Consider the following 26,391-nt stretch of genomic DNA (forward strand, 5'->3'; position numbering starts at 1 on the left):
GAGCAGATGAGTTCATCTGCTCGACCCGGCTTGTTGCCTGTGACTATTGAGACTCAGAGCTGCACGGGAGGAAAATCCAGCGTGGTTTTAGCGACATTGTTCAGCAGGTTGGTGAACACCAACAGAGTCACCTGGGAGATGATTTCGATGATTACCGCGTCAGACAGACCGCCGGCCCTGGCGTTGGCCAGGACCTCATCACTGATCTGACCACGGCTCGCGGTCACTTCCCGGGCAAAGTCGGCATAGGCGTCGAGGTTGCCGGCCCGGGCACTCAGCAATTCGTCAGGAGAAAGCCCAACCTTACTGCCAACCAGCGAATGTACCGACAGGCAGTACTCACAACCGTTGGCCTGGGACACCGCCAAAGAAACGGTCTCGCGCTGCCTGGCGGTCAACGAGGTGGTTTCGTTGGCCTGATGAAACTGCAAGTAACTGCCCAGGGCGGCGGGCGAGTGAGCCAGCACCTTGAACACATTCGGCACCATGCCATAGGCCTTTTGCACGCCATCGAGCAGTGGGCGAGCCCCAGCGGGGGTTTGTTCAGCGGTCAATACTTGAATACGGGACATGATCATTACCTGTGAAATGGTTAAAGAGTAAGGGCGAAACCGACGGTACTCAGAGGCTGTCAGCCTGCTTTTCCTGTTCCACTTTTTTAGGTTGATCATTGCGCTCGTGGACATGGCGATGAGGGGTGCGGTCGATGTTCAGGCTCAGCAGTTCCGGGCGGCTGTAATGACCACGGGAATCCATCTGGCGTTTGCGCTTGTCGATTTCGAACAGGTCCAGGTCAGCAATGATTTCGCCCTCGCCTTCGGTCATCGAGCCGATGATTTCCCCTTGTGGATCGATGATTGCGGTGAAGCAACCACCAGAAATCGGACCGATGTCACAACCGGTGTCGGCCATGATCCGGGCTTGCTGTTCCGGGTACAGCCAGGCGGTGGAGTTGACCACGAAGCAGGCCGATTCCAGGGCGTGCATACGGATGCTTACTTCCATCTGGCGGGTGAACAGGTCACCGGCGAATGAACCAGGGTACATGGCGGCGTGAATCTGCTCGCCGTCTTCAATCAGGGCGTAGCGAGCCAGGGGGTTGTAGTGTTCCCAGCAGGCCAACTGACCAATACGGCCAACTGCGCTGTCCACGGCCTTGAGGCCAGAGCCGTCACCCATGCCCCAGATCATGCGTTCGTGATAGGTCGGTGAAATCTTGCGGCGAGCCTGGATCAGGGTGCCATCGGCATCAAACAGCAATTGGGTATTGTACAAAGTGCTGCCATCGCGTTCGTTGACGCCGATGGAAACCACCATATTGGCAGCCTTGGCTGCTTTTCCAATGGCATCGGTAGTGGCCGAAGGGACGACCACTGCCTGCTCAAGCAACTTGTAGTGTTCGGCGCCCATTTCGAACGGTGTCTGCACGAACGAGAAGTAGGGGTAGTACGGCACGATGGTCTCAGGAAAAACGGCGAACTCGACGCCTTTCTTGCCAAGCTCGGCAATCTTCTGCACCACTTTTTCCACAGTGCCTTCACGGCTGTAAAGGACGGGGGCGATTTGTACGGCGGCGGCTTTGACGATGGTCATGGGTAAATCCTCACTGGGGGTTGGTTAGTCAGTGAGGACAAGATTACGGACATAATTTAATGTCCGTATGTCGCTGTTGCCACCTTTTAGGTCATCTTCAAAAGACAGGGTTTTAGCTTACTGAAAGGCTTGGGGTGGTTGGCCGAAAGCCCTGATGAATGAACGACGCATGCGCTCGCGGTCGCCGAATCCGGTTTCGCTGGCAATAACATCAATCGAGTGACTACCCTCGGCCATCATCAGCCGCGCCGACTCAACCCGCAGGTTCTCTACGGCCTTGGCCGGGGATTTGCCGGTCTCGCTCTGGAACACCCGGCTGAACTGCCGTGGGCTGAGATTGGCCACATAAGCCAGCCGCTCCACAGACAAATCCGCCTTGAGATTCTGCCTCGCATAGGTCAGGGCCGTCTGCACCCGGTCGGTCTTGGGATCGAGATCACTCATCACCGAAAACTGCGACTGCCCGCCCGCGCGCCGGTGGTAGACCACCAGATGCCTGGATACCAGGCGAGTAATGTCACTGCCCAGATCATTGTCGACCAGGGCCAGCGCGAGGTCCAGGCAGGCACTCATGCCAGCAGCGGTCCAGATGGGTCCATCGTTGATGAAGATACGGTCCTCATCCACCCGAATATCCGGATAGGCCTGCTTGAGTTCCGGAGCGTGCTGCCAGTGTGTAGTGACCCGACGACCATTGAGCAGGCCTGCCTCGGCCAACGTCGCCGACCCGGTACAGATCGAACACAGGCGCCGAGTACCGGCACTGGCCTCAAGCAGATACTGGATCAGCCCCGCAGAAGCGGGCCTGACGATATTGTCGCCCAGCACCACCAGCGTATCGAAGCGGCGCTGATCGAAGGCTTCGGTTTCGACCCCGAAGCCCGCCGACGTCTGCACCACTCCACCGAGCTCCGACAGGAGCGTGATGCTGTAGACCTGCCGCTTCGCCATGATGTTGGCCACTTCGAAGGTCGCAGACATCGACAAACCAAGGACTTGAAAGCCGGGATAAAGAATCATGCCGATGTTTTGCATCACATTTTCGCCCTATGACCGTAAAGGTGGCCTATTTGACCTCGGCATCATTGTATTTCACCTGTAATCTTAAATCCCTTTAATCCCGCACGAGTGTTCGATCATGAGTAGCCAGGCTCCTTTAGTCCGTGACAACACCCACCGTTTCCTGGTCCTGCTGTGCGTATCCGTCCCTTCCTTCATGATCAACCTCGATTCCAATATAGTCGCCGTTTCCCTGTCCTCCATCGCCCATTCATTGAACGCCAGCTTTGCCGACATCGAATGGGTCATCAGTGCTTATACACTCTGTTTCGCCTCTTTCCTGCTACCGGCCGGTGCCCTGGCCGATCGCTATGGGCGTAAGCGCATGCTGATCTTCGGCCTGATCGTATTCACGGTCGCCTCATTGATCTGTGGTGCGGCGCTCAATGCCACCGTGCTCAACCTGGCGCGAGCACTGCAAGGCATAGGCGCGGCGTTTCAGCTCAGCGCTGCCCTGGCGAGTCTGTCCCACGCCTTCCGTGGCCCAGAGCGAGCCCGGGCTTTCGCCTTCTGGGGCACAGTGATCGGTATTGCCGTGGCCCTTGGGCCTGTCGCAGGGGGATTTATCACCGAGTATTTTGGCTGGGAGTGGGCGTTCTATATCAATATCCCCATAGGCGTGGTCATGGTGCTGATGGTCGCTCGCAGCCTGCCGGAGTCCCGTGACCCCGCCGCCGTCAGTGTCGATATCGCCGGCTCCGTGACCTTCAGTGCCAGCCTGTTCCTGCTGACCCTGGCTTTGATCAGTGGTAACCATGAAGGCTGGAGCAGCGCGCTCGTCAGGTCGGAGCTGCTCGGGGCGGCGCTGCTGTTTGCACTGTTTATCGTCGCCGAGAAGCTACAGAAAAGACCCATGGTGGACTTCAGCTTCTTTGGCCAACCCACCTACCTGGGCGCTACTGCGTCGGGGCTGGCATTTGCGGTCTGCCTGCTGACCATGCTGAGCTACCTGCCGATGTTCTTTCAAAGCGGATTGGGTTACCCCCCGCAACAGGCAGGCCTGCTGATGCTGCCCATCGCAATACCGCTGTTTGTCGTACCGCGCCTGGTCGCCGCACACCTGACCCATCGTTTGAGCGGCCGCACGCTGTTGACCATCGGCTTGTCACTCATTTCTGCGGGTCTGGCCTGGGTCGGCCTGGAGATACCGCAACTGCACTATCTGGCGTTGCTTCCGGGCCTGCTGCTAATGGGCATTGGCGCCGGGCTGCTCAATGGCGAAACGGCCAAGGTCAGTATGTCGGCGATTCCGCCGGAGCGCGCGGGCATGGCATCGGGCATTTCCGGCACCCTGCGCTTCAGCGGGATCGTCATCGGCTTTGCGGTGTTCGGCGCCATCCTGTTTGCCCGTATCGGCGACCGAGTCACTGCGGGTTTGCCAACAGCGTCCGAGGTGGACGCGCCGACCCTGATACACGCAATCGGCACGGGCAACCTGTCCGGCTTCAACGCCCCTGCCCTGCATGAGCTGGCATTGAACAGCTTCGGCGCGGGCTATCAGTCGGTGATGTATGTGGCAGCGACTTTCGCCCTGGTGGCTGCGGTGCTGGCCTGGACGCTGATCAGCAGTGCCGATACCGCCGCCGCAGACCACCGCGTGCGGGCGTCCTGATTCAGGCCCGATTGGCGCGTTGAATCGTCTGCGGTGGCTGGCCGTATGCGCGGATGAACGCCCGGCGCATGCGCTCCCGGTCACCGAAACCGGTGATCATCGCCACACTGTCGATCAAATGGCCGCCGCTCTCCATCATCAGCCGGGCGGACTCAACGCGCAGGTTCTCGATGGCCTTGGCCGGTGATTGCCCGGTCTCGGCCTGGAATACACGGCTGAACTGTCGTGGGCTCAGATGAGCAACCTCGGCCAGATCGTTCACTGATAAATCAGCCTTGAGATTCTCCTTGGCGTAAGCCAGCGCCGCGTGAATCCGGTCAGTTCTGGGTTGCAACGCCTGCATCACCGAAAACTGCGACTGTCCGCCAGCGCGCCGGTGATAAACCACCAGTTGCCGGGACACCTGCCGGGCCACTTCACTGCCCAGATCCTGCTCCAACAACGCCAGGGCCAGGTCGACACAGGCACTCATTCCGGCCGAGGTCCAGAGCTTGCCATCATTGATGAAAATACGGTCCTCCTCGACCCTGATGCGCGGGTAGCAGCGCTGAAAATCCCTGGCATGACACCAGTGCGTCGTAGCGCGCCGATCCTCGAGCAAACCGGCTTCGGCCAGGGCGAATGCACCGGTACAGATCGAACCGATGCGACGACTCGCAGGGGCGCAATCACGCAGGTAAGCGATCAATTGCAACGAGATAGAGCTCGCGCTGTTATCGCCCAAGACAATCAGGGTGTCGAAAGCACGAGACAGTAAAGGCTGGGTATCGACGGCGAAACCCGCCGAGGTCCTGACCAGCCCCCCACCGTCCGACAGCAGGCTGACCTTGTAGATCTCGCGCCCCTCGACGGCGTTGGCCAGCTCAAATGCCGCGCACATGGAAAGTCCCAACACTTGAAAGTCGGGATAAACAATAAGTCCTATTTCTTGCATGACGCAGGTTCACTATCAGAAGGATTGTCGCTGGCACTGGTCGACGCCGCGATCCGGCGTCACCAGCAGGAGGGATCAATGCGCCGCAGGGGTAATCAGCAACGACAGGGGCGACAGCGGCCCTACCGGAATGAACTCGAAGCTGATCAAGCCGGCCCGATCCAGAGGCATCCTGGCGAAGATTGCCTTCGCTTCGTCGACATTGGTCATATTCAGTACGAACACCACACCCAGTTTGTCGTTGCGCACATTCCATTGCTCGATCTTGCCGTCCAGGTGAAGCTGCACGGTCTCCTTGACCTCTTGAGGCAGAACCGCACTGATGGCCTCCTGGGTCGTACCGGGGGTGATACTGCCGATGGCGATGATCCTGGTGGTCGGCACCTGAGGCAAAGGCGCAGCGGCAACAGCATTGGAAAGGGCAACTGTCATACCGACGGTTGCCATCAATGAAAGTAGTAACGACTTGCCTTTGCTTATTGAACTGAAACTTTCAAGGTTATATTTCATGACTTTTCTCAGGGCGTGATAAACCGTGCCACCGATTAATACCGGGGCGTTATAGAGGATGTTTTAATTCAGAAGTGTTGGCTTTTACGCCCGCTTATGGCCGCAACAATGCCGATGGCACCACGGTTTCGACCTTGCCTGTAGCCACGTCGTAGACCATACCCGTGACCAGAAAACCGCCCGGCAACTGGGGATTGGCCTTGAGTGCGGCGACATCAATCGCCACGGCGGCATAAGGGTCGGCGATGGCCAGTTTGTCCAGCTCGGCGGGCTCTACCCCGAGGTTCTTGGCCAACAATTCCGGCGCATGGGCCAGGCATGGGGTAATGCCACAGTCTGTGTGATGCAGCACAATCAGGTTCCAGCCCGGCCCCACATCCTTGCCCTCGGCCACCGCCACCGAGCGAACGATGGCCATATTCTGCAAGGTCGCCGGATTGATACGACCACCTACGTTACGAATGACCGCAGCTTCACCCGGTTTGAGGCCAAAGATATTCGCCGGATCTACCCGGGGGTCCACACAGCCGATAATCACCGTTTTCATCGACGGCATGATTTTCAGTGCGGGATCAAAGTCGCTGCTGGCAAACGTTTCATTGCGTTGTACAAGATCGTCGATGACGTTCATGAAAGCTCTCTCGTTGGAAACAGGAAGTTTGTTTATTGCGGTGAAGCAATCCACACAACTTTATGTTGTTGCGGATGGCCTTATGGTGAGGCGGGCAGCCGATGTCGGCAATGTCATTCATGCCACCTTTTAGGACGTATGGATGGCAGGCGACGCAGGATTTGTAGAACCGGCTTTAGCCGGGAAGAGGATATTGCAGGCGATAAAAATGTACCGATCCTGCTTAGGCCTTCCCGGCTAAAGCCAGTCCCACCAGTTGGCAGCGCGGGATCTCCTGTGGGGCTTAACGCTCAATCTTCTGCAATTCAATCTGCTCCTGCAGCCAGTCAAAAAACGCCTCGATTTCCGGTGTTTTTTCTTTGCCCGGCGTGCACAGGAAGTAGTAGCCACTATTGGTATCGACCTCTTCACTCCACAGCTTCTGCAACTTGCCCGTTTCGAACTCGTCGGCAATATGCGAGGTGCGCGCCATGGCCACGCCCAGGCCACGCATGGCTGCCAGTACGGCCATGGCGGTATAGGGCACGCTCAAGGTGCGGTTCAGCGGCGTCAGAGGTACGTTGGTCCGGTTCAGCCAGTTTTCCCAGGACGGCGTATCCACCACTTCACCGTTCAGGCGATTGCGCACGCGGAAAATCAGCGGATAGCGCATGATGTCCGCCGCGCAGGTTGGCGGACCGTAAGTCTCCACCAACGAAGGGCTGCACACCGGAAAAATCTGCTCAGCCATCACGAACACTGAATGCAGCCCCGGCCAGGCGCTGCCCTTGGGCGCGATCCGGATTGCCACTTGCGTGGCCGGATTATCGAAGCGGGAAAACTCTACGGTAGAAATCTTTATATCGATATGGGGCCAGCGCGCATAAAACCCGGCCAGGCGCGGCAATAGCCAGGTCGTGGCAAAAGAGTCATGAACAAAGACTTCCAGTACGGTCTTTTGCCGATCATTGTTTTCGAACTTCTCGACAATCGTACTCATGCCCTGAAAGAAACTTCGCACCACCGGCAATAAAGCCGCGCCGTTCTCGCTAAGTTCCATAGCGCCGGCTCTTCGGTCGAACAGCGTCACGCCAAGGGACTCTTCCAACTGCCTGATTTGATGGCTGATCGCGCTCTGGGTGACATGCAACTCAGTGGCCGCCTGGGAGAAATTCAGCAGTCTGGCGCACGCTTCGAAGCCTTTCAGCGAAGCCACCGAAGGAAGTTTCTTTAATGCCATGGATACCGCCCGCAAAAACCGTCATGGGGTATGAATTCGTTTCACTACCCGGACTTTCGAGGCTCATTCTAGAATGAAGCCATTGCAGCCTTCACTCTCTTTCCACTTAAACAGGGCCGGGCGCGAAATATCGCGTTGGGCAAAGGCGCGGGCCACATTCATGAATTCTGCGGCGACTCCGGCAGCAACCCCATCAACACAGAGCAGACCGGCGAAAAGAACACTGGTCGCCGCCTGCCTGGCCCATGCCACCCATGACGGGCTGAGCGACCTGGTCTACGTGTTCCTTCCGGTATGGCAGGAGCGATTTCTGCTAAGTTTCACTCTGCTGAGCCTGCTGCGCAGCGCCTATTCCCTGACCCTGGCGTCATTGCAGATTCCTGCTTCGTCCCTGGCCATGAAACTGCCCCGCCCGGAATACCTGCTGATTGTCGCGACCGTGCTCACCGGCATTGGCTGGTTTGTCGGCGGCCTCACCGACAGCGTGCTGCTACTGGGCCTGGCTTTGGTGGTGTCCGGCATCGGTGCCAGTACACAACACCCCATCGCCTCGGCCATGGTCTCCCGGGCCTACGGTCGCAACGCGAAAAAGCCCCTGGGCGTGTACAACTTTGCCGGTGACCTGGGCAAATCCCTGCTTCCGGCAGGCGCCGCCTTTCTGCTGACCTACACCACCTACAGCCATACCGTCAGCCTCTACGCCGGTATCGCGGTGCTGTCGGCGCTGTTGATCGCTCTGTTGCTGCGCGCCCCCGCCGCTGCCGTAGTGGTGACGCCACTGTCGGCGCCCAAGGCCGCCGCGAGCGAAGCGCAAGTCCATCACCCCGGCGATCCGGTCGCCTTCTATGCCCTGCTGGCCACCGGCATACTGGACAGCGCCGTGCGCATGGGTTTCCTGACCTTCCTGCCGTTTATCCTCAAGGCCAACGGCGCATCCCTGGCCCAGACCGGCATCGCCCTGACCCTGGTCTTTATCGGCGGCGCGGTGGGCAAGTTTGTCTGCGGCTGGCTGTCGGAATCCCTGGGCATCATCAAGACCGTCTTCGTCACCGAACTGGCCACCGCCCTGCTGATCGCCATCGTCCTGTTCGCCCCATTGGGCGCTGGCATGCTGGTGCTGCCGCTGCTCGGCGCCGTACTCAACGGCACCTCATCAGTACTGTATGGCGCCGTCGCCGACGTGGTCGACTCACGCAAACTGGAACGCGCCTTCGCCATCTTCTACACCGGCACCATCGGCTCGGGGGCACTGGCGCCAGTGCTCTACGGCTATGGCGGCGACCAGTTAGGCGTCACCACCATAACCCTGATCATCGCCCTGACGGCCGTGGTGACGCTGGTACCGGTGACGGTGTTCAATGGCAGGCAGGTCAGGGAACAGCACTAACACTTGTAGGAGCCGGCTTGCTGGCGATGGCGTCGGGCTCAGTCCCTACAACCATTGCGAGCGTTTCGCACTCGATCGCCACCAAGGCGGCTTCCACGCAGTATCGGGTGCACCCGCCTCTTCGCGGGCAAGCCTCTCTCCAACGATCCCAAGCCACATCCACTCGGCGGCAAGCCGCCCTCACCTCTTGCCCCTCAACTAAGCTTTACCCAGAGCCAACAAAAATGACTCTCCCGGAGGGTCAGGTGAACACTCGTTACTTGCTTGTCGTACTGCTGCCACTGTTGAGCGCCCCGCTCCATGCCGCCGATACCGTCATTCTGCTGACACCCAATCCGCTTGGCTGGTGGCTGATCATCTTTGGTGTGGCGTTTCTGCTTGCCGAGGCGACGCTGCCCAATTACGGCGTGATCGGGCTGGGCGGGATTGTGCTGTTTGTCATGGGCGCGATCATTTTGAACAACGTCGATGTACCGCTGCCATTGATCGTCGGGCTGGGCTTGCTCAGTGCACTGCTGCTGATCGTGCTGTTGATCCGCGCTGTTAAAACCCGGCCGCGTCATAAAGTCAGTGGCGACGCGGGTTTGCTGGGCAGTGTGGCGCCGATTGCCCGGTTAGAGGCCGATGATGCCTGTAATGGCTGGGTCATGCTGCAGGGCGAGCCGTGGCGCGTATCGAGCGCAACGCCCTTGCAACCCGGACAACGAGTCCGGGTGATGGCGCGCAAAGGATTGTTATTGCGAGTCACCGCGGCTGATGCGGCACTGAATGGAGAATGATCATGGGCCTGCAATTGGGTGTGGTCGCACTGCTGTTGCTGATGATTGTGCTGGCGGCATCGACGTTCCGCATTTTGCGCGAGTACGAGCGTGCCGTGGTGTTCCAGCTCGGACGCTTCTGGCAGGTCAAGGGCCCCGGCCTGATCCTGCTCATTCCGGCCGTACAACAGATGGTCCGGGTCGATCTGCGCACCGTGGTGCTGGATGTTCCGGCCCAGGATGTGATCACTCGGGACAACGTGTCGGTCAAGGTCAACGCCGTGCTGTATTTCCGCGTGATGGATGCGCAGAAGGCGATCATTCAGGTGGAAGACTTTCTCATGGCTACCAGCCAGCTGGCGCAAACCACCTTGCGTGCGGTGTTGGGCAAGCACGAACTCGATGAGTTATTGGCTGAGCGGGAGCGTTTGAATTTCGATATCCAACAGGTGCTCGATGCGCAGACTGACTCGTGGGGCATCAAGGTAGCGAATGTCGAGATCAAGCATGTCGACCTCAATGAATCGATGATCCGCGCCATCGCCAAACAGGCCGAAGCCGAGCGCGAACGCCGGGCCAAGGTGATTCATGCCGAGGGTGAATTGCAGGCCTCGGAAAAACTCATGCAAGCCGCCGAAATGCTTGGCCGCCAGCCGGGGGCCATGCAGTTGCGTTATATGCAGACCCTGAGCGCGATTGCCGGGGACAAGAGTTCGACCATTGTTTTTCCGTTGCCGATCGAGCTGCTCAGGGGCATGGCGGAGCTGGCTTCGGGTGATGGGTCGTCCCGCTAAATCTGGATTGAAATAACATTTGTAGGAGCTGCCGAAGGCTGCGAAATCGGTGTATCAGATAAATCCATTAGCAGCCTTCGGCAGCTCCTACAGGTTATGTATTTAACACGCGATAGCGCAGGCCTCAGACCTACAAAAAGGAGTCGCGATATGACGCCAAAAAACACCATCTGCCTATGGTTCGACGGCACCGCTCTGGAAGCCGCGAAATTCTATGCCGACACATTCCCCGACAGCGCCGTGGGCACGATTTTCCAGGCACCAGGTGACTACCCCTCCGGCAAACAGGGCGATGTATTGACGGTGCAATTCACCGTGATGGGCATCCCCTGCCTGGGCCTCAATGGCGGCCCGGCGTTCAAGCACAGCGAGGCGTTTTCGTTTCAGGTGGCCACTGACGACCAGGCCGAAACCGACCGTTTATGGGATGCAATTGTCAGCAATGGCGGCCAGGAAAGCGCCTGTGGCTGGTGCAAGGACAAATGGGGGCTGTCGTGGCAGATTACGCCCCGGGTGTTAAGCGAAGCGATCGCCAACCCTGATCAGGCAGCGGCCAAGCGCGCGTTCGACGCAATGATGACCATGACCAGAATCGACATCGCGGCTATCGAGGCCGCCGTGGCAGGCTGATCACCCGCTCGAAAACGCTTTAGCGCCGCCCTTCCACTGCCATGCGCACGGCAAGGCCCGTGAGGACCGTGCCCATCAACCAGCGTTGCACCACCTGCCAGGTCGGGCGGCTGACGAAGAACGCGGCGATGGAACCGGCCATGACGGCAATCAGTGCGTTCACGCTCACGCTGATGATGATCTGGGTAAAACCCAGCATCAGGGATTGCGTCAGCACGCTGCCGTGGCCGACCGGGTCGATGAACTGGGGCAACAGCGATAAGTACATGACCGCGATTTTCGGGTTCAACAGGTTCGTGACAAAGCCCATCATGAACAGCTTGCGCGGGCTGTCCCTGGGCAGGTCGCGCACCTGGAACGGCGAACGCCCGCCAGGCTTGACCGCCTGCCAGGCCAGGTACAGCAAGTACAGCGCGCCGCCGAGGCGAAGGACGTCATAGGCATAAGGAACCGCCAACAGAAGAGCGGTGATCCCCAGGGCGGCACAGAACATATAGACGACGAAGCCCAACGCCACGCCCCCCAGGGAAATCAGCCCCGCCATTGGGCCCTGACAGATCGAGCGCGAAATGAGGTAGATCATGTTCGGGCCGGGAGTCAGCACCATGCCGAGGGAAATCAGGCCATAGGCAAGCAGATTGGACAGGTCAGGCATGGGGCGGCTCCTGATACAGGGGAGGTTCTGGATAGGCCGGGCCATGGTAGGAAGGTCAAAGAACGGGCGCCAGATACAGATTGGCCGGGAAAACGGCATACAGAGAGGGCGCCCGCATAAGGCGTCTGAACTCACTCTTTTTTTCGCAAGATCCCGCACATTGGCGCAGCAACCACAATCTCACTGTGGGACAGCCTTTAGGCGGGAAAGCGACGTGGCATGCAGAAGAATTTTATCGCTCTTGCCTGCATCTTCCCGGCTAAAGCCCACTCCACAAAAAACGTCAGTTCAGTAAGTTATATTGTGGTTGATATAAGCGAATTTGTTTGTGTTGTGCCTGATCCAACGCGGCGCATGTGTTTGCACGCTGGCTCCTACCGCAACGTGCCTGCCTCTAGTAGTCAACGCTGCAACACCAGAATCCGCGACAACAACTCATCCCGATCCACATAACATCCCTGCAGGTGTCGGGCGCCGCTGGCCGGGTCAAACGCGTCACGGGCGTGGAGTACGCGGCGGTTGTCGAAGCACCACATCTGACCCGCTTCCAGCCGTCTGGTAAAGCGAAAACGCGGATCGCGGGTCAGCTCGATAAAGCGTCGATAGGCGCTGTAGTACGGCAACATTTGCTCGGGCGGCAAATCGTAGGGGCCGCGCAGGAAGTTGGCCATGCGCACCTCGGCCAAGGCGCCGCTGGCATCCAGGGCAATGATCGGGGCTAGAAAACGGTAATCGCTCGTGCGGCCCTTGTTGCGAAACTCCACCGGCGTCTGGCAGAGGATGCGATACAGCTCGGGCTCCTCGCGATTCAGGTAGTCGGCCACAGCAAAACCATCGACAAAGGTGCTGTCGCCGCCCAAGGCATCGTTGACCAGGCAATGAAGGAATTGCAGGCCTGGCTGCAGCTCCCGGGTCGGCAGGTCGGTATGCAACGGCAGATTGAAGGCCGTATAGGCGTTGCTGTCGGCCTCTACCTTGGATTGCACATCGAACAGCACGCCGAAATTGGTCTCGCGAATAAACGAGATGCGCCGGGCGATGGCCGTCAGGGTGCCCTGCGCCACCGGCATGCCGGTAACCTGGGTCAGGCCGGTATCGCGCACGGCAATCAGCCAGGCCAGCAGATGGGCGTCGTCGGCCATGATATCGGCGTACGGGAAGACCTGAAGGGGCAGATCAGCGCGCCAGAGCTGCTTCTTCGGCCTGACATTGTTGCGCTCATTGCGCGACGCCTCGTCATAGGCATGGGCCCGCAGCCAGCCCGGATCGAACTGGCTGGCGTGGCCGTCCTGCCAGACCAGGGCCAGGGTACCTTGCGCGGTCAGCCCGGCGGACTCCACGCGCAAGTCAGCCGGCACATCGGCGATCTGGAACACCTGTTCACGGGTCACGGCATACACGCACGCCGGACACGGACAGTTGTCCCGCAGCCAGGGTTCGTGAAACGGGCTGATCCGGCCATCTCCCCATTTAACCTCGACATAGCCAGCCATGGCCCGCACGGCGACGATGGGGCTGACCACGGGGAAGGTGCGGAAGTCAGCGATCATATTCATGGGCGATTTCCTCAAGCAAAGCCGGTGATGAGACGTCGGCGTCCTTCGACGCCAGGATGATGTGCAACGAACGGGCTGCGCCGAGTACGACCAGCAGCATCCCGACGATTTCCAATGTGCCTGGCCACTGGCCAAGAAAGGCATAGCCCAGCACCGTGGCGAAGAGTGATTCAAGGGCGACGAACTGGCCGCTAAGGACCATGGGCAGACGTCGGGTTGCGGCATTCCAGGCCCCCGCCCCCAGCACCGAGGACGAGAAGGCAATGATCAAGGCCCAGGCGTAGAACAGCAGTACCGGCGCACTCAACAGATCAGTCTCCCGGACCAGGGCTTTGCCGGCCCCCACCACCAGCGGCAGGAGTACAACAGCACCGATGCCCGCGCCGATCATCATCAGGCAGGTCCAGGCCTGCGTCGTAGCAGGCTCCAGGTTCGCCACGGCCTTTTGATTGAACACACTGAACGACAACCATGAGCCAACCGCGCCAAAGGCAAAGGCCAGTCCCAGCAATGGATGGCCAGGGGACGGCCCTGCCGCCCACGCGCGCATATTCAACAGCGCCAGGCCCGCAACGATCAGGGCCATGGGGATGGCGATGGATTTCCAGCGCAGCCTGCGGCTCTGCAAGTTGCCGATCACCGTCTGCAACAGCGGCACCAGACCAACAAATGCGGCAATCAGCGCCGGGCCACTGCAGATCACGCTGCCGGCAATGCAGATGCTATAGAGCAGGTAGCCATTGACCCCAAGTGCCATGCCACTCAGGCGCAGGCCCAGGCTCATGCCGCGCAGTTGCCTGCGATAAAACAGCAACAAGATGATGCCCATTGCGCCGGCGATGACGTAGCGCGCCAGCATCATGTCTTCGATGCTGTAAGGCCCGGTGACGTAGGGTGCGATGAAGTTGAACGCCCAGAAAAAGGTCGCGACGATGGCGAACAGTGTCCCTTGAATGATCTGCCGGTGCACAAACGCCATACAGCCTCCGAGGGAAAATTATCGCGCTCCCTTTCAGCTGATGTTGCGGCAGGCGCTTGTGTGCTACAAATGATCTTTCGGCCCGAATCCATTACCTGAGCGTATGAATAAACTCGGAAAGTCACTGCCACCCCTGGCTTGCCTGCTGCCCTTCGAAGCCGCCGCGAGGCTGGGCAGTTTTTCCCGGGCGGCCGAAGAACTGCATATCACTCAGGCGGCGATCAGCCGACAGATTCGCGCGCTGGAAGAAGATCTCGGCACCTCGCTGTTCGAACGGCGCAACCGCGGGGTATTCCTGACCGAGGCCGGGCGCCGGTTTGCCTACTCTCTGGGTAATGCATTGGGCGAAATCGCCGAGCAGGCCAACCACATTCGCGGCGTCGCGGGGGCCAACGAAGTGGTGCTGGTCTGTCAGATGTGCGAGGCCTTTCACTGGCTGATGCCGCGCCTGTCGGACTTTCACCAGCGCTACCCGGAGATCGAGCTGCGGGTCGCCACCCTGACCCGGCCGTTACCCGACTACGGCAGTTATTTCGATATCGCCATGCAAAGCAGCAATCGCGAAACCGGCCAGCATCCACTGCTGTTCTCGGCCTCGGATGAAGTCTTCCCCGTGTGCAGCCCGCGCTATCTGGAAAAAATGGGCGTCAGTTCGATCAGCCTCGATCAACTGGACAGGCACACCTTCCTGCACCACCAGACCTTGCCGCCCTATCAAATGGAATGGGATAGCTGGCTGGCCGAGCATCAGCACACACTGCCAGGCAAAGCGCGGATACTGACCTTCGACACCTACTCGCTGATGCTACAGGCCGCCGTGGCCGGACACGGCCTGGCCATGGGCTGGCGCCACACTTCCCAGGGCATGCTCGACAGTGGCGAGCTGGTGGCGCCGTTTGCCGAGACGGTGTACTTGCCCGACGCCCTGTCCCTCTACGGCCGCAGCGGGCCAATCAAACGCCGGGAAGCGGCTTTGCTGGAGGGCTGGCTGCGGGAGATGCTAGAGGTCGCGCAACCAACACGGAACCTGTAGGAGCGAGGCTTGCCCGCGAAGAGCCCGGAACGTCCGTTTTCTGAGAATATAAATCGCATTCGCGGGCAAGCCCGGCTCCAACAAGGGTCACTGTCCTCCGTCCCCCCCATCAAGCCGCGTTCAAAACCACCGACCGCCGCCCATACACCAACAACCCACTGATAAAGATCAGCCCGATCCCCAATAGCGACGACAGCACCGGGTAGCCGTTGAACAACAGCACCCCATAGATAGTCGCAAAGATGATCTGCAGATAGCCCAAAGGCGCCAGCACAGTCGACGACGCGTAGCAATAGGACTTGGCCAGCAGAAAATGCGCCGCCAGGCCAAGGCTGCCCAGCACCCCCAGCAGAATCCATTGCCGGGTATCCGGGGTCGCCCAATAGAACGGCACCACCACGCTCATGATCAGGGTGCAGAAAATACCCACGTAGAAACTGCACACCGAGGGGCTGTCGGTTTCCCCGGCCAATTGGGTGAGAAGCTGATAGACCGCGAAGAAGAACGCCGACGCCAGGGGAAACAGCATCCACAGCGAGAAGGCATCACTGGCCGGGTTAATGATGATCAGCACGCCGGTGAAACCGACTATCACCGACAGCCATTGATAGCGGCTGGCCTTGATCCCGAACAACAGCGGCGAGAGGATAGTGACGAACGCCGGCGCCAGAAACACCAGGGCGGTGGATTCGGCGATCGGCACATGGGTCAGGCCGAACATGAAGGTCAGGCTGTCTCCCAGCAGACAGAAAGCCCGGAGCAGGTGCAGCCATGGGCGTTTGGTATGAAAAACCCTGGGGCCCTTGCTGCTGATGATCATCCCCGTCACCAGCAGCGTATGGATGCAATAGCGCACCCAGGCGACGAAGATGACCGGAAGGGAAAAAATCAGGATTTTGGAAATGCTGTCGTGGCTGGCAAATACCAGCCCAACGCAGGCCATCAACCACATACCAATGACATGGGCCTGGGGCCGAAACAGGCTCATAGATCCGCGCCCTTATAAACTGCTCTGAAACTGCTCAATCCCCTTGTCACTGCAAAATCCCCTATAAACACTCAGACTGCATCGCCCGTGGCGGTGTCGCGAACAAGGAGTACAGATTGTGAGCGATGGTGTAAAGATCGATTCACGGATCATTCCATTCCCCAGGTCGATCAGTGAAGCAGCTCAATAGGCATTGCGGCAGTTGACAGGCGACGGCGGCGTGCTCCACAACGCCGTTTATCCCACGCCAGCCTTTGATGATCATGAGGGTTGGCGCCGGAAAAGACAGATTGTTTTCAGTTATCCTGAGTTGCCTCACGAAAGCCATGTGCGAAGACATGAGAATCGGACATGTATTGGATCGGGTCGATCACCTTGAAGAATTTACTGCGATGAGCCCCTCACCCGCGCCTGAGGTGCAAAAGGTCGAGGGGCGTATCACCTTTGTCGGCAGCAAACCCATGCTGGACGGGATACACGGGCTGAGCGCAATGCGCCTGGTAACGTTCAGCTACAGCGTCGAGGGCCAGCACTTCCACAAAATTCTCGATAGCAGGAACTCTGCCCACCTGCGCCAAATCGCCAACGACTATAGCGTTGGCGACAGGCTGGAAGTCTGGTGCCTCAAATCAGATCCGAATGTCTGTGGTATTGGCGAGATCCCGGTGCACAAGTCATCCGCTTGGGATTGGGTATGTGGCCTGGCTGAATGTCTGCAGATTTTGTCCTGAGGTTGCTGAATCAGCGATTTTTATCGGTTCTTCAATCCCGCCTTACATCAACGCCAGCGCATCCTCACCCGCCGCAATACGCGGCGGTGCAGCGGGATCGGTCGCCGCGCGCCACACCGCTTCACTGACATCAATCGAGCGGGTGATTTCGGTCGGCTTGGTCAGTTCGGCAAACACCCCTTTGGCCAGCTCGGCGTATGCGTCAGGAATAAAGATACGGGCCTGGGCGTTACTGCCGAAGCTGGTCTGCGGCGCGCGCCCCGGCAGCACCACGCTGACCCGTACGTTGAATTGCGCCAGCTCCAGCGCCAGGCATTCGCTGAAGGCGTTGACCGCCGCCTTGCTCGCGGTATAGACGGCCAGCAATGTCAGTGGTTTAAGGGTCACGCTGGAGGTGACATTGATGATGTGCCCCGCCTGGCGCTGGCGAAACTGCGGCAGCACGGCCTGGGTCATGGCAATGGTGCCCAGGGTATTGGTCTCGAAGATTTCCCGGGCGTCGTCCAGAGGGATGCCTTCGACAGCACCCAACATGCCGATCCCGGCGTTGTTGACCAGTACATCGATGGGCCCGGCGGCCGCCACGGCGTCGCGAATGCTTTGTGCGTCGGTCACGTCCAGCGCCAGTACGCGCAGGTGCTCGGAGCGTGGAAAGAGATCTTCGCGCGGCGTGCGCATGGTAGCGATGACCTTCCAGTTGCGCTCGAGGAAGTAACGCGCCAGGTCAAAGCCAAAGCCCGATGAGCAGCCAGTGATCAGTACGGTTTTCATCTGCAATTCCTTCATGTCATTTGCGGTTGGCAAACGATAGAACTCGGATGCAGGACTTACTACAATCGAAAGTCCTTATCTCATTCGCCAGAGTCCTGCGATGAAAAACACAGCCGCTATCGATCCCCTGGCGGAAGTCGTCACCCTGCTCCAGCCGCGCACGCCCTACTCCAAGGTGGTCAGGGGCGCCGGGCGCTGGCGAGTGCGCCGGGCGGAACCGGGTTTACCGTTTTACTGCGTGGTGCTTGAAGGCTCATCGCGCCTGACCGTCGATGGCCATGCAGAACTGCACCTGCAAACCGGCGACTTTGTGCTTATTCCCTCCTCCTTTGGCTTCACCATGACCAGTGCCGAGCCGCCCGCTGAGGATGTACAGAGCGTGCCAGTTGCGCAGTTGCACGGCGAATTCCGTCTGGGTGAGCAAAGCGGCCCCACCGATGTGCTGACTTTGGTCGGCCACTGCGTGTTCGGTTCGCCGGACGCGGCTCTGCTGGTCTCGCTGCTACCGCAACTTATCCATGTTCGCGGCCAACAACGTCTTGCGACCCTGGTGCAACTGGTGAGCGATGAGTCACGGGCCCAGCGCCCGGCCCGGGAGATGATTCTCGAACGCCTGCTCGAAGTGCTGCTGATCGAGGCCCTGCGCTCCAGCTCCGGCCCGACCACCTCTCCCGGCCTGCTGCGCGGCCTGGCCGACGAGCGCCTGGCACAGGCCATTCGCTGCTTGCACGAAAGCCCGACCCGGGCCTGGACCGTGGCGCAACTGGCCGGCGAAGCTGCCCTTTCCCGCTCGGCCTTCTTCGAACGCTTCAACCGCGCCGTGGGCATGGCGCCCATGGCCTACCTGCTGGCCTGGCGCATGGCCCTGGCGAAGAATCTGCTACGTCGCCGGGACAGCGGCCTGGCAGAGATCGCCGAACGCGTGGGCTACAGCTCGGCAAGTGCCTTCAGCGTGGCGTTTACCCGGCATGTCGGGCTGTCGCCGACGCGGTATATTCAGGGTGAGTTGGAGTCGCTTTGAATAGATTGGATGGCCACCCATTCGCTCCAACGGACTTCGTGTGTATGAAAAAAGGATATGCGCCCATGATGGACCTACTGCTCGAACCAGTTTTTCGCGCCATCTGCTTCCCCATCGGTTGGCCTCTCATAAAGTTGATTACCTGGGGACGGTATCCAACCAAAGGCGCCTGGTTTGCCCAGCGTACGGAATCGGATTGGACTGCCGGGGCGGGCCTCGCCGTTCTGGCCGTGATCATGATGGCAGTCTTGAAGCAGTTTGTTTTTCCATAGGAAATTGTGCTGAGGCATTGGTACAACACCATCCCACAACAAGCACTGCGCTGACGTGGGACCGGCTTTAGCCGGGAAGGCGTGGCAATGGTCGATAAACCTCTAGTGTCCTGTCTTCCCGGCTAAAGCCGGTCCCACCGTTATTGCGCAGTGGCCCCATCCCACACCCGCAACACCTGTCCGATCGCCGCTTCGATCTGCTCGCAATCCACCCCATCCCGGGCCAGGGTCGAGATGCCCGTCAGGAAGCTGTCGAACACCGTGGTCAACGCCCCGATATTGGTATTAGCCGCCAGCTCTCCGCTACTCACGCCGCGCTCCACACAACGACGCAAACCGGCGCGGGTGCGTTCGCGGGAGTCGGTCAGGGGTTGGGTCACGCTGGTGTATTCGACACTGGGCGCGCTCATCACGCCGAGGCTGACCATGCAGCCCTTGGGATGTCCGGCCTCGCACTGCATGCGGGTGGACTGGCGCAATGCCTGTTCGATGGCTTGACGCGGCGGCAGATCGTCGTCCCACAGGCACTCGGTGACCTGGCCATGGCTGCCCAGATAACGCTGTACCACTTCCTGGAACAGCGCCTCCTTGGAACCGAACGCCGCATAGAAACTGGGCGCGGAAATGCCCCCGCCCATGCTCGCCTTGAGCTGGCTCAGGGAGGTCGATTCGTAACCCTGCTCCCAGAACAACTGCAAGGCCTGCTCAATGGCCTGGTCACGATCAAAAGTACGGGGACGGCCCATCTGCGCCATGGCGAACTCCGGTGGAGAGGAAAGCGACTTAAATACTAGTCGATACATAAGTCATTGACAACGGCACCCTCGCTCTGACTACATATATATCGACTGGTATATAAACCGATTTCACCCCCCAAAGGACCTTCCGAGTGAACCATTCCCCCAACACCGGCCTGCCCATTGCCGCCCTGCTGGCCCTGGCCATGACCGGGTTCCTGTGCATCGTCACTGAAACCCTCCCCGCCGGCCTGCTACCGCAGATAAGCCAGGGCCTGAATATTTCTGCGGCGCTGGCCGGACAGATGGTCAGTGCCTATGCCCTGGGCTCGTTGCTGGCGGCCATCCCCTTGACCATCGCTACCCGCACCTGGTCCCGGCGCAAGGTGCTGCTGACCAGCATCCTCGGCTTTCTGCTGTTCAACTCCATCACGGCCCTGTCCAACCATTACCTGCTGACCCTGTTTGCCCGTTTCGGCGCGGGCATGGCGGCGGGTCTGGCGTGGAGCCTGCTGGCCGGTTATGCGCGGCGCATGGTCCTGCCCCAACAGCAGGGCAAGGCGATGGCCCTGGCCATGGTCGGCACGCCTGTTGCGCTGTCTCTGGGCGTGCCTCTGGGCACCTGGCTCGGCACGCTGCTGGGCTGGCGGGCGACATTCTGGGTGATGTCGGCACTCACCCTCGCGCTGGTCGGCTGGGTTCTGACCCAGGTGCCGGACTACCCTGGCCAGGCCAGCCACGAACATCTGCCGCTGCGGCGGGTATTGATCACGCCCGGCGTGCGCCCGGTGTTGGCCGTCGTGATCGCCTGGATGCTCGCTCACAACATCCTCTACACCTACATCGCGCCCTTCGTAGAACGTGCCGGGCTGGGTGAGCGTGTCGACGTCGTGCTCCTGGCCTTCGGATTGGCGGCGCTACTGGGGATCTGGATCACCGGGCGTCTGGTGGATCACTACCTGCGCCGAGCCGTGCTGGCCAGCCTGCTGCTGTTCGGCGCCATCGCATTATTGCTCGGCATGGCCGGTACGCAGCCGCTGGTAGTGGGCATCGCCGTCTTGCTCTGGGGCTTGAGCTTCGGCGGCGCCGCTACCTTGCTGCAAACCGCCCTGGCCGACAGCGCCGGGCCGGGCGCCGATGTCGCGTTGTCGATGAATGTAGTGGCCTGGAACGGCGCGATTGCCGGCGCCGGTGTGGCTGGCGGCCTGCTCCTGGAATATGCCGGTGCAGAGGTGTTCCCCTGGGCGGTCGCGGCTCTGCTGGGAGTCGCCCTGCTGATAACCTGGAGCGCTCGCAACCACGGTTTCCGCCCGGGCGAGCGAGACCACGCGGCGGCGGCACAGGCAGCACACTGAGTCATTTGCTACGTGCCAATCCTTCCAGAGTAAAGCGCGCCTGGGTCAGCACCACGTCCCTGACCAGTTGCACTTCCCTTTCGTTGATGGCGCTCCACTTCAACGCCGTCAACAATTTGGAGCGTTGGGCACGAAAGGCCAGCCCCTGGGTGAACAGGGCCATCGAGTGAATGATGGCCCGCTCATCCTGTACTTCCAGTCCCGCAAGCCGGGCAATCAGCACGCGAATGACTCCACCCACGCGGACCTTGAACTTGGCCTCGAACAACGCTGCGGCGCTTTCCAGCCGGAGACCTTCCTGATGGCGGTCGAGGAACTCGCGCCAGACCACCGCCTTGTCTTCGATCATGGAAATCACCGCACCAAGGATGCCCAGGGTCGCCTCGATCAGTTGCCGGTCGTCGACATTCGGGTCCAGCAAGGCTTTTTCCGCAGCTTCCACCGGTTCGCCCATCTGCTGCCAGAGAAACTCAATCAACTGCTCGACACATTGCAGGTAGACGCCTTCCTTGCCATCAAAGTAGTACTGGATCGCGGGCGCGTTGACCCCTGCGGCGGCCGCGATATCCCGGGTCGAAGCGCCTTCGTAGCCGTGCTTGCCAAAGACCGTTACCGCCGCCTCGATGATCCGCGCGCGGGTTTCTTCGCCGCGCTGGTAGCCACCCTCGGCGGCTGGTTTGTGTCGAGCCATGGGCACTCCAGTCAAGTAAAGAAACAAAAATATACCAGTTGACAAATTTTGGCGAAAATTCGATTTTATTCCGATTGGTATAAATTCGGAGTTCCACGATGTCCGCTGTTCGTGACGAAGTGCAAGCCACCCCTGAGCCAACCGGAAATGGCCAACGCGGCAAGGCACGCCGAATCCTCCTGCTGATGGCCGCTGCGGCGTTGATCGGTGGGGTCGCATGGGCCGCTTACTGGTGGCTCGAAGGCCGTTTTATTGAAACCACCGACGATGCCTATCTGCAAGCGGACAGCATCAGCGTGGCGCCGAAGATCAGCGGCTACGTCGGCGAAGTCCTGGTGGTCGACAACCAGAATGTTCATCGCGGCGACATACTGGTGCGTCTGGATGCGCGCAAATACCAGGCGGCCACCGACGAAGCCACCGCCACCATCGCGGCCCGCCAGGCGGACCTGGCCAAGGCCCAAGCGGACCTCGTGCAACAGGACTCCACCATTGCCGAAGCCCGCGCCCAGCTGCAGGGCGCACAAGCCGACGCCCGTCATGCGCAGGGCGAAGTCACCCGCTACGCGCCCCTGGCCCGGTCCGGTGCCGAGCCCGAAGAACACCTGGCGCAGCTCAATAACCAGTCGTTGCAGGCCCGCGCCACCCTGGCAGCCAAAGAAGCGGCGCTGCGCTCCAGCGAGACGCGCTACGGCACCCTGCAGGCCCAGCTCAAACAGGCCCAGGCGCAACTTGGCGTGGCCCGGGCGCAGGCAGCACAATCGCAACTCGACGTAGATGACGCGGTGATTCGCAGCCCCCTCGACGGCCGCATCGCCGACCGTGGCGTGCGGGTCGGCCAGTACGTGCAACCTGGCACCCGCCTGTTGACCGTCGTGCCGGTGAGTTCCGTCTACCTCACCGCCAACTACAAGGAAACCCAGATCGGCGGCCTGCGTTCCGGGCAGAGTGTGACCATCCACGTCGACGCCTGGCCGGGCCACGACCTCAACGGCCGGGTGGACAGCCTGTCCCCCGGCACCGGCGCCCAGTTCGCCCTGCTGCCACCGTCCAACGCCACCGGTAACTTCACCAAAATCGTCCAGCGCGTGCCGGTACGGATCGTTCTGGATGTCTCCGATGAACAGCGTCAGACCCTGGTGCCCGGCCTGTCAGCCACTGTCGATATCGACACCCGCACCGGCCAGGCGGACCCTCACCATGGCTGAGGCCCGCGCCGGGGCCGTACCCCAGGAAGCACCGCGCAACGCCTCGCTGACCGACTGGATCGCCGTCGCCGCCGGGTCCATGGGCGCATTGCTGGCGACCCTGGACATCTCCATCACCAACTCGGCCCTGCCGCAGATCCAGGGCCAGATCGGCGCAACCGGCACCGAGGGCACCTGGATCGCCACCGGCTACCTGATGTCGGAAATCGTCATGATCCCCCTGGCGGCGTGGCTGACCCGGGTCTTCGGCCTGCGCCGCTTCCTGATTGGCACGGCCTTGATGTTCACCTTCTTTTCCATGTTCTGCGGGCTGTCTTCCAGCCTCGGCGCGATGATTGCCGGGCGCATCGGCCAGGGGTTCGCCGGAGGCGCGATGATCCCCACGGCCCAGACCATCGTACGCACCCGCCTGCCGCCGCATCAGTTGGCCATCGGCACCACCCTGTTCGGCATGACCGCCATTCTCGGGCCATTGCTCGGACCGGTAATCGGTGGCTGGCTGACGGAAAACATCAACTGGCGCTGGTGCTTCTTCCTCAACCTGCCCATCAGCATTGCCTTGATCACCCTGCTGCTGGTCGGGCTGCCTGTCGAGAAGATGAACCTGGAGCGCTTCATCAAGGCTGACTGGCTGGGCATCATCGGCCTGGCCATGGGTCTCAGTTCCCTGACCGTGGTGTTGGAGGAAGGCCAGCGCGAGCACTGGTTCGACTCCCTGCTGATCTGCTGGCTGAGCGTCACCATGGTGGTCGGCTTCTTCGGTATTGCCCTGGGCCAGCTCAGGTCTGCCACCCCGATACTGAGCCTGCGCCTGATGACCAACGGCGCCTTCGGCAGCGTCTTGCTGATCGCTACCGCAGTGGGTGCGGGGCTGTATGGCACCGCCTATCTGGTGCCGCAGTTCCTCGGCATTCTCTCGGGCTACAACGCCCAACAGGCCGGTGCGATCATGCTGCTGTCGGGCATCCCGGCGTTTTTCGTACTGCCGCTGCTGCCCCGGATACTCGGACGTTACGACCTGCGCTGGCTGGTAGGGATCGGGCTGTTGCTGTACTGGGCCAGTTGTTTTCTCGATACCCGCCTGACCGCCGCCAGTGTCGGTCATGACTTCACGGTGTCACAGCTATTGCGCGGCTTCGGCCAGATTCTGGTGATGCTGCCTTTGAGCCAACTATCGATGCGCTCGGTAGAGGCTCATGACGCGGGTGATGCCGCCGGGTTGTACAACATGTCGCGCAATCTGGGCGGCACTATCGGCCTGGCCCTGCTCGGGGTGTTGATGGACCGGCGCAGCCATTTCCACGATGACATGTTGCGCGAAGGTGTCCATGCCAATAGCCAGCTGGCCCAGGACCATATGGCCAGCAGCACGGCCAGCTACCTGGCGCAGAGCGGCGACCCGACCACAGCTTCGCTCCAGGCTTTGACCCAGGTTGCCAGCGACATTGCTCAGCAAGCCTCGGTCATGGCCTATAACGATGCATTCCATGCTCTGGGCCTGGCCATGCTGGCCTGTCTGCCCCTGATCTTTATCCTGAAATCGCGCGCAGCGCAGGCAGGCTCCCGAAAATGATTGCTCGTTCATTGCCCTTTCTCCTGAGCCTCGGCTTGCTCTCGGCCTGTACCGTCGGTCCCGACTACCACGGCGCCCCCGACTTCGCGCCGAAAACCCTCGCCGCCGGGCGCCTGCCCAATGCCGGTAGCGAATCGAGCGAACCCTCTCCGGCCAGTTGGTGGCAGGCCCTGAATGACCGTCAGCTCAATGAGCTGGTCAGCCTGGCCTTCGTCAACAGCCCCGATATCGCCACGGCCCAGGCACGCCTGCGTCAGTCCCGGGCCAGCCTCAGCGGCGCCCATGCCGATGCCATGCCCAAGGTCAGCGGCGATGCGGCCATGTTGAAACTACGCTCCCCAGACACCTCAGCGCTTTCCAACGGTGACGGTGGCAACAGCGGTGGCGGTGGGCGCGGCCCCTTGACCCTGTACCTGGCCGGGTTCGATGCCAGCTGGGAGGTCGATATGTTTGGCGGCACCCGACGCGCCATCGAAGCGGCCCAGGCTGAAGCCGAGTCGTCCCGGGCGCAACTGGCCGATACCCAGGTACAACTGGCCGCCGAAGTGGTCCAGAGCTACGCCGACCTGCGCGATCAACAGACGCGCCTGGCGCTGATCGATGCCACCGTGGAAATGGACAGCCAGGCCCTGGACCTGACGCGGCAGCGCCGTGAGCGTGGCGTGGCCTCGCAACTGCAACTGGAACAGGTGCTGACCCAGGTGGAAAACACCCGCTCGCAACGCCTGCCGCTGCAAGCTTCGATCATCGAGTCCATGGATCAACTGGGCCTGCTCTGCGGCCTGGAACCGGGGGTACTGCGAAGCCGCCTGAGCGTGCCACAGGCCATGCCGGGCATTCCCGAACATGTGCCCTTTGCCAATCCGACGGCGATTCTTCAGGCCCGTCCGGACATCCGCGCCGCCGAGCGCAAACTGGCCTCCAGCAACGCACAGATCGGCGAGAAACAGGCCGACTGGTTTCCCAAGCTGAGCCTGATGGGCGACCTGTCGTTCTCCGCCGCCGACCCCGGCCACCTGCTGCGCAAAGACAACGGCACCTGGCTGGTACTGCCACGCCTGACCTGGAACTTCCTCGACTTCGGCCGCGTCGCTGCCAGCGTCGAAGGTGCCCAGGGCGCCCGCGACGAAGCCGTGGCGCAGTACCGCAGCGTGGTGCTCACTGCCTTGCGCGACGCCGATGTGGCCCTGGCCCGCTACGGCCACGACCGGCAGAACGTCGTGCTGCTGCGAAACGTCGAAGCCTCCGCTGTACGCGCCGCCGACCTGACCCGGCAACGCTACCGCGCCGGTACCGCCAGCACGCTGGACTGGCTGGACGCCGAACGCACCCGCTTCCAGGCCCAGGAAAAACGCATATCCGCCGATGCCACCCTGCTCAAGGACTTTGCTTCGCTGCATAAATCTCTGGGGTTGGGATGGCGTCTGTAATAGCGGTGCGGCCTATCCCAACGCAACCATCGGAATTGGAATGAGATTACGTAGGAGCCGGCTTGCTGGCGATTGAGCGCGGAGCGCTCGCAAGAGATTCGTTGGCTGAACTGACGCCATCGCGAGCAAGCCGGCTCCTCCGGATCCCAGGTTTGCCGCGCGACAGTGCGTATCGTCAGAACTGCCGCATGGCTCTCTTCGCGGGCAAGCCCGGCTCCCACCAACAGCACTGTTTCAGTGCGCATATGTCCTGATGCAACTTTC

At 60.6% G+C, this 26,391-nt stretch carries 28 protein-coding genes; 14 read left to right on the forward strand and 14 right to left on the reverse strand.

Going from position 1 to position 26,391, the window contains the following annotated elements; genetic code table 11:
• Positions 1-53: 53 nt before the first annotated feature.
• The 3 genes from ACCD02_RS02295 to ACCD02_RS02305 all read right to left on the reverse strand — a co-directional run bounded on the left by ACCD02_RS02295 (position 54) and on the right by ACCD02_RS02305 (position 2,628).
• Positions 54-572: a carboxymuconolactone decarboxylase family protein gene (locus tag ACCD02_RS02295; protein ID WP_413298331.1), complete on the reverse strand. Its 519-nt coding sequence runs from the start codon at positions 570-572 to the stop codon at positions 54-56.
• Between the two features lie 49 nt (positions 573-621).
• Positions 622-1,593, reverse strand: a complete 972-nt coding sequence (locus tag ACCD02_RS02300; protein ID WP_413298332.1) for a nitrilase-related carbon-nitrogen hydrolase — start codon at positions 1,591-1,593, stop codon at positions 622-624.
• 117 nt (positions 1,594-1,710) lie between these two features.
• Positions 1,711-2,628: a GlxA family transcriptional regulator gene (locus tag ACCD02_RS02305; protein WP_413298333.1), complete on the reverse strand. Its 918-nt coding sequence runs from the start codon at positions 2,626-2,628 to the stop codon at positions 1,711-1,713.
• Between the two features lie 103 nt (positions 2,629-2,731).
• On the opposite strand from ACCD02_RS02305, the gene ACCD02_RS02310 reads away from it, so the two are divergent.
• On the forward strand, positions 2,732-4,264 hold the full coding sequence (locus tag ACCD02_RS02310) for an MFS transporter (RefSeq protein ID WP_413298334.1): 1,533 nt from the start codon (positions 2,732-2,734) through the stop codon (positions 4,262-4,264).
• 1 nt (position 4,265) lies between these two features.
• Here ACCD02_RS02310 and ACCD02_RS02315 read toward each other — a convergent pair whose 3' ends face one another.
• From ACCD02_RS02315 to ACCD02_RS02325, 3 genes are all read right to left on the reverse strand, one after another.
• Positions 4,266-5,198 carry a GlxA family transcriptional regulator gene (locus ACCD02_RS02315; protein ID WP_413298335.1) on the reverse strand — a complete coding sequence of 311 codons (933 nt, stop codon included), beginning with the start codon at positions 5,196-5,198 and terminating at the stop codon, positions 4,266-4,268.
• A gap of 75 nt (positions 5,199-5,273) precedes the next feature.
• A complete protein-coding gene (locus ACCD02_RS02320) occupies positions 5,274-5,630 on the reverse strand; it encodes a hypothetical protein (RefSeq protein WP_413298336.1) in 357 nt (118 codons plus the stop codon).
• Positions 5,631-5,802: 172 nt separating this feature from the next.
• Positions 5,803-6,339 carry a carbonic anhydrase gene (locus tag ACCD02_RS02325; RefSeq protein WP_413298337.1) on the reverse strand — a complete coding sequence of 179 codons (537 nt, stop codon included), beginning with the start codon at positions 6,337-6,339 and terminating at the stop codon, positions 5,803-5,805.
• On the opposite strand from ACCD02_RS02325, the gene ACCD02_RS02330 reads away from it, so the two are divergent.
• On the forward strand, positions 6,338-6,472 hold the full coding sequence (locus tag ACCD02_RS02330; RefSeq protein WP_413298338.1) for a hypothetical protein: 135 nt from the start codon (positions 6,338-6,340) through the stop codon (positions 6,470-6,472). The genes ACCD02_RS02325 and ACCD02_RS02330 overlap by 2 nt on opposite strands.
• A 150-nt stretch (positions 6,473-6,622) precedes the next feature.
• Here the strand turns inward: ACCD02_RS02330 and ACCD02_RS02335 are convergent, their stop codons facing one another.
• Positions 6,623-7,558 carry a LysR substrate-binding domain-containing protein gene (locus ACCD02_RS02335; protein WP_413298339.1) on the reverse strand — a complete coding sequence of 312 codons (936 nt, stop codon included), beginning with the start codon at positions 7,556-7,558 and terminating at the stop codon, positions 6,623-6,625.
• A 160-nt stretch (positions 7,559-7,718) separates the two neighbouring features.
• On the opposite strand from ACCD02_RS02335, the gene ACCD02_RS02340 reads away from it, so the two are divergent.
• The 4 genes from ACCD02_RS02340 to ACCD02_RS02355 all read left to right on the forward strand — a co-directional run bounded on the left by ACCD02_RS02340 (position 7,719) and on the right by ACCD02_RS02355 (position 11,127).
• Positions 7,719-8,945, forward strand: coding sequence for an MFS transporter (locus tag ACCD02_RS02340; protein ID WP_413298340.1), 1,227 nt, complete (start codon positions 7,719-7,721; stop codon positions 8,943-8,945).
• Between the two features lie 224 nt (positions 8,946-9,169).
• On the forward strand, positions 9,170-9,724 hold the full coding sequence (locus tag ACCD02_RS02345) for an NfeD family protein (RefSeq protein ID WP_413298341.1): 555 nt from the start codon (positions 9,170-9,172) through the stop codon (positions 9,722-9,724).
• Between the two features lie 2 nt (positions 9,725-9,726).
• Positions 9,727-10,497 (forward strand): slipin family protein, encoded by a 771-nt coding sequence (locus ACCD02_RS02350; RefSeq protein WP_413298342.1) that lies wholly within the window; start codon positions 9,727-9,729, stop codon positions 10,495-10,497.
• 150 nt (positions 10,498-10,647) lie between these two features.
• Positions 10,648-11,127, forward strand: coding sequence for a VOC family protein (locus ACCD02_RS02355; protein ID WP_413298343.1), 480 nt, complete (start codon positions 10,648-10,650; stop codon positions 11,125-11,127).
• Between the two features lie 19 nt (positions 11,128-11,146).
• On the opposite strand, the gene ACCD02_RS02360 is transcribed toward ACCD02_RS02355, so the two are convergent.
• The 3 genes from ACCD02_RS02360 to ACCD02_RS02370 all read right to left on the reverse strand — a co-directional run bounded on the left by ACCD02_RS02360 (position 11,147) and on the right by ACCD02_RS02370 (position 14,317).
• Positions 11,147-11,782 carry a LysE family translocator gene (locus ACCD02_RS02360; protein WP_413298344.1) on the reverse strand — a complete coding sequence of 212 codons (636 nt, stop codon included), beginning with the start codon at positions 11,780-11,782 and terminating at the stop codon, positions 11,147-11,149.
• 401 nt (positions 11,783-12,183) lie between these two features.
• Positions 12,184-13,338: a gamma-butyrobetaine dioxygenase gene (locus tag ACCD02_RS02365; RefSeq protein WP_413298345.1), complete on the reverse strand. Its 1,155-nt coding sequence runs from the start codon at positions 13,336-13,338 to the stop codon at positions 12,184-12,186.
• Entirely contained in the window at positions 13,322-14,317 is a 996-nt protein-coding gene (locus ACCD02_RS02370; protein ID WP_413298346.1) for a DMT family transporter, read from the reverse strand. The genes ACCD02_RS02365 and ACCD02_RS02370 overlap by 17 nt, the downstream gene beginning before the upstream one ends.
• A gap of 103 nt (positions 14,318-14,420) precedes the next feature.
• Between ACCD02_RS02370 and ACCD02_RS02375 the strand changes: the two genes are divergently transcribed.
• A complete protein-coding gene (locus tag ACCD02_RS02375) occupies positions 14,421-15,350 on the forward strand; it encodes a LysR family transcriptional regulator (RefSeq protein ID WP_413298347.1) in 930 nt (309 codons plus the stop codon).
• A 109-nt stretch (positions 15,351-15,459) separates the two neighbouring features.
• Here the strand turns inward: ACCD02_RS02375 and ACCD02_RS02380 are convergent, their stop codons facing one another.
• The gene (locus ACCD02_RS02380) at positions 15,460-16,338 is read right to left on the reverse strand and encodes a DMT family transporter (RefSeq protein WP_413298348.1); all 879 of its coding nucleotides are present in this window, start codon (positions 16,336-16,338) and stop codon (positions 15,460-15,462) included.
• Between the two features lie 326 nt (positions 16,339-16,664).
• Here ACCD02_RS02380 and ACCD02_RS02385 point away from each other — a divergent pair, with 326 nt between their 5' ends.
• A complete protein-coding gene (locus tag ACCD02_RS02385) occupies positions 16,665-17,069 on the forward strand; it encodes a hypothetical protein (protein ID WP_413298349.1) in 405 nt (134 codons plus the stop codon).
• A gap of 42 nt (positions 17,070-17,111) precedes the next feature.
• On the opposite strand, the gene ACCD02_RS02390 is transcribed toward ACCD02_RS02385, so the two are convergent.
• Entirely contained in the window at positions 17,112-17,840 is a 729-nt protein-coding gene (locus ACCD02_RS02390; RefSeq protein WP_413298350.1) for an SDR family oxidoreductase, read from the reverse strand.
• 100 nt (positions 17,841-17,940) lie between these two features.
• Here ACCD02_RS02390 and ACCD02_RS02395 point away from each other — a divergent pair, with 100 nt between their 5' ends.
• Both ACCD02_RS02395 and ACCD02_RS02400 read left to right on the forward strand, forming a co-directional pair.
• Positions 17,941-18,861, forward strand: a complete 921-nt coding sequence (locus ACCD02_RS02395; RefSeq protein ID WP_413298351.1) for an AraC family transcriptional regulator — start codon at positions 17,941-17,943, stop codon at positions 18,859-18,861.
• 65 nt (positions 18,862-18,926) lie between these two features.
• The gene (locus ACCD02_RS02400; protein ID WP_413298352.1) at positions 18,927-19,133 is read left to right on the forward strand and encodes a hypothetical protein; all 207 of its coding nucleotides are present in this window, start codon (positions 18,927-18,929) and stop codon (positions 19,131-19,133) included.
• Positions 19,134-19,273: 140 nt separating this feature from the next.
• Here the strand turns inward: ACCD02_RS02400 and ACCD02_RS02405 are convergent, their stop codons facing one another.
• Positions 19,274-19,888 (reverse strand): TetR/AcrR family transcriptional regulator, encoded by a 615-nt coding sequence (locus ACCD02_RS02405; protein ID WP_413298353.1) that lies wholly within the window; start codon positions 19,886-19,888, stop codon positions 19,274-19,276.
• Between the two features lie 188 nt (positions 19,889-20,076).
• Between ACCD02_RS02405 and ACCD02_RS02410 the strand changes: the two genes are divergently transcribed.
• On the forward strand, positions 20,077-21,225 hold the full coding sequence (locus ACCD02_RS02410; RefSeq protein WP_413298836.1) for an MFS transporter: 1,149 nt from the start codon (positions 20,077-20,079) through the stop codon (positions 21,223-21,225).
• Position 21,226: 1 nt separating this feature from the next.
• Here ACCD02_RS02410 and ACCD02_RS02415 read toward each other — a convergent pair whose 3' ends face one another.
• A complete protein-coding gene (locus ACCD02_RS02415; protein ID WP_413298354.1) occupies positions 21,227-21,916 on the reverse strand; it encodes a CerR family C-terminal domain-containing protein in 690 nt (229 codons plus the stop codon).
• Between the two features lie 98 nt (positions 21,917-22,014).
• On the opposite strand from ACCD02_RS02415, the gene ACCD02_RS02420 reads away from it, so the two are divergent.
• From ACCD02_RS02420 to ACCD02_RS02430, 3 genes are read left to right on the forward strand one after another with little or no spacing between them, the layout of a single operon-like run.
• A complete protein-coding gene (locus ACCD02_RS02420; protein ID WP_413298355.1) occupies positions 22,015-23,124 on the forward strand; it encodes an HlyD family secretion protein in 1,110 nt (369 codons plus the stop codon).
• Positions 23,117-24,697, forward strand: a complete 1,581-nt coding sequence (locus ACCD02_RS02425) for a DHA2 family efflux MFS transporter permease subunit (protein WP_413298356.1) — start codon at positions 23,117-23,119, stop codon at positions 24,695-24,697. The genes ACCD02_RS02420 and ACCD02_RS02425 overlap by 8 nt, the downstream gene beginning before the upstream one ends.
• Positions 24,694-26,127, forward strand: a complete 1,434-nt coding sequence (locus tag ACCD02_RS02430; protein WP_413298357.1) for an efflux transporter outer membrane subunit — start codon at positions 24,694-24,696, stop codon at positions 26,125-26,127. Before ACCD02_RS02425 ends, ACCD02_RS02430 begins: the two co-directional genes overlap by 4 nt.
• Positions 26,128-26,391: the final 264 nt, after the last annotated feature.

This window comes from Pseudomonas sp. Pseusp88 (genome assembly GCF_047303955.1).
GTDB lineage: Bacteria > Pseudomonadota > Gammaproteobacteria > Pseudomonadales > Pseudomonadaceae > Aquipseudomonas.

Excerpts from the sequence above, each read along its gene's own strand:
- ACCD02_RS02295 (WP_413298331.1), bottom strand. The coding sequence starts at position 572 with ATGTCCCGTATTCAAGTATTGACCGCTGAACAAACCCCCGCTGGGGCT.
- ACCD02_RS02300 (WP_413298332.1), bottom strand. The coding sequence starts at position 1,593 with ATGACCATCGTCAAAGCCGCCGCCGTACAAATCGCCCCCGTCCTTTAC.
- ACCD02_RS02305 (WP_413298333.1), bottom strand. The coding sequence starts at position 2,628 with ATGCAAAACATCGGCATGATTCTTTATCCCGGCTTTCAAGTCCTTGGT.
- ACCD02_RS02310 (WP_413298334.1), top strand. The coding sequence starts at position 2,732 with ATGAGTAGCCAGGCTCCTTTAGTCCGTGACAACACCCACCGTTTCCTG.
- ACCD02_RS02315 (WP_413298335.1), bottom strand. The coding sequence starts at position 5,198 with ATGCAAGAAATAGGACTTATTGTTTATCCCGACTTTCAAGTGTTGGGA.
- ACCD02_RS02320 (WP_413298336.1), bottom strand. The coding sequence starts at position 5,630 with ATGACAGTTGCCCTTTCCAATGCTGTTGCCGCTGCGCCTTTGCCTCAG.
- ACCD02_RS02330 (WP_413298338.1), top strand. The coding sequence starts at position 6,338 with ATGAAAGCTCTCTCGTTGGAAACAGGAAGTTTGTTTATTGCGGTGAAG.
- ACCD02_RS02325 (WP_413298337.1), bottom strand. The coding sequence starts at position 6,339 with ATGAACGTCATCGACGATCTTGTACAACGCAATGAAACGTTTGCCAGC.
- ACCD02_RS02335 (WP_413298339.1), bottom strand. The coding sequence starts at position 7,558 with ATGGCATTAAAGAAACTTCCTTCGGTGGCTTCGCTGAAAGGCTTCGAA.
- ACCD02_RS02340 (WP_413298340.1), top strand. The coding sequence starts at position 7,719 with ATGAATTCTGCGGCGACTCCGGCAGCAACCCCATCAACACAGAGCAGA.
- ACCD02_RS02345 (WP_413298341.1), top strand. The coding sequence starts at position 9,170 with ATGACTCTCCCGGAGGGTCAGGTGAACACTCGTTACTTGCTTGTCGTA.
- ACCD02_RS02350 (WP_413298342.1), top strand. The coding sequence starts at position 9,727 with ATGGGCCTGCAATTGGGTGTGGTCGCACTGCTGTTGCTGATGATTGTG.
- ACCD02_RS02355 (WP_413298343.1), top strand. The coding sequence starts at position 10,648 with ATGACGCCAAAAAACACCATCTGCCTATGGTTCGACGGCACCGCTCTG.
- ACCD02_RS02360 (WP_413298344.1), bottom strand. The coding sequence starts at position 11,782 with ATGCCTGACCTGTCCAATCTGCTTGCCTATGGCCTGATTTCCCTCGGC.
- ACCD02_RS02365 (WP_413298345.1), bottom strand. The coding sequence starts at position 13,338 with ATGAATATGATCGCTGACTTCCGCACCTTCCCCGTGGTCAGCCCCATC.
- ACCD02_RS02370 (WP_413298346.1), bottom strand. The coding sequence starts at position 14,317 with ATGGCGTTTGTGCACCGGCAGATCATTCAAGGGACACTGTTCGCCATC.
- ACCD02_RS02375 (WP_413298347.1), top strand. The coding sequence starts at position 14,421 with ATGAATAAACTCGGAAAGTCACTGCCACCCCTGGCTTGCCTGCTGCCC.
- ACCD02_RS02380 (WP_413298348.1), bottom strand. The coding sequence starts at position 16,338 with ATGAGCCTGTTTCGGCCCCAGGCCCATGTCATTGGTATGTGGTTGATG.
- ACCD02_RS02385 (WP_413298349.1), top strand. The coding sequence starts at position 16,665 with ATGTGCGAAGACATGAGAATCGGACATGTATTGGATCGGGTCGATCAC.
- ACCD02_RS02390 (WP_413298350.1), bottom strand. The coding sequence starts at position 17,840 with ATGAAAACCGTACTGATCACTGGCTGCTCATCGGGCTTTGGCTTTGAC.
- ACCD02_RS02395 (WP_413298351.1), top strand. The coding sequence starts at position 17,941 with ATGAAAAACACAGCCGCTATCGATCCCCTGGCGGAAGTCGTCACCCTG.
- ACCD02_RS02400 (WP_413298352.1), top strand. The coding sequence starts at position 18,927 with ATGATGGACCTACTGCTCGAACCAGTTTTTCGCGCCATCTGCTTCCCC.
- ACCD02_RS02405 (WP_413298353.1), bottom strand. The coding sequence starts at position 19,888 with ATGGCGCAGATGGGCCGTCCCCGTACTTTTGATCGTGACCAGGCCATT.
- ACCD02_RS02410 (WP_413298836.1), top strand. The coding sequence starts at position 20,077 with ATGACCGGGTTCCTGTGCATCGTCACTGAAACCCTCCCCGCCGGCCTG.
- ACCD02_RS02415 (WP_413298354.1), bottom strand. The coding sequence starts at position 21,916 with ATGGCTCGACACAAACCAGCCGCCGAGGGTGGCTACCAGCGCGGCGAA.
- ACCD02_RS02420 (WP_413298355.1), top strand. The coding sequence starts at position 22,015 with ATGTCCGCTGTTCGTGACGAAGTGCAAGCCACCCCTGAGCCAACCGGA.
- ACCD02_RS02425 (WP_413298356.1), top strand. The coding sequence starts at position 23,117 with ATGGCTGAGGCCCGCGCCGGGGCCGTACCCCAGGAAGCACCGCGCAAC.
- ACCD02_RS02430 (WP_413298357.1), top strand. The coding sequence starts at position 24,694 with ATGATTGCTCGTTCATTGCCCTTTCTCCTGAGCCTCGGCTTGCTCTCG.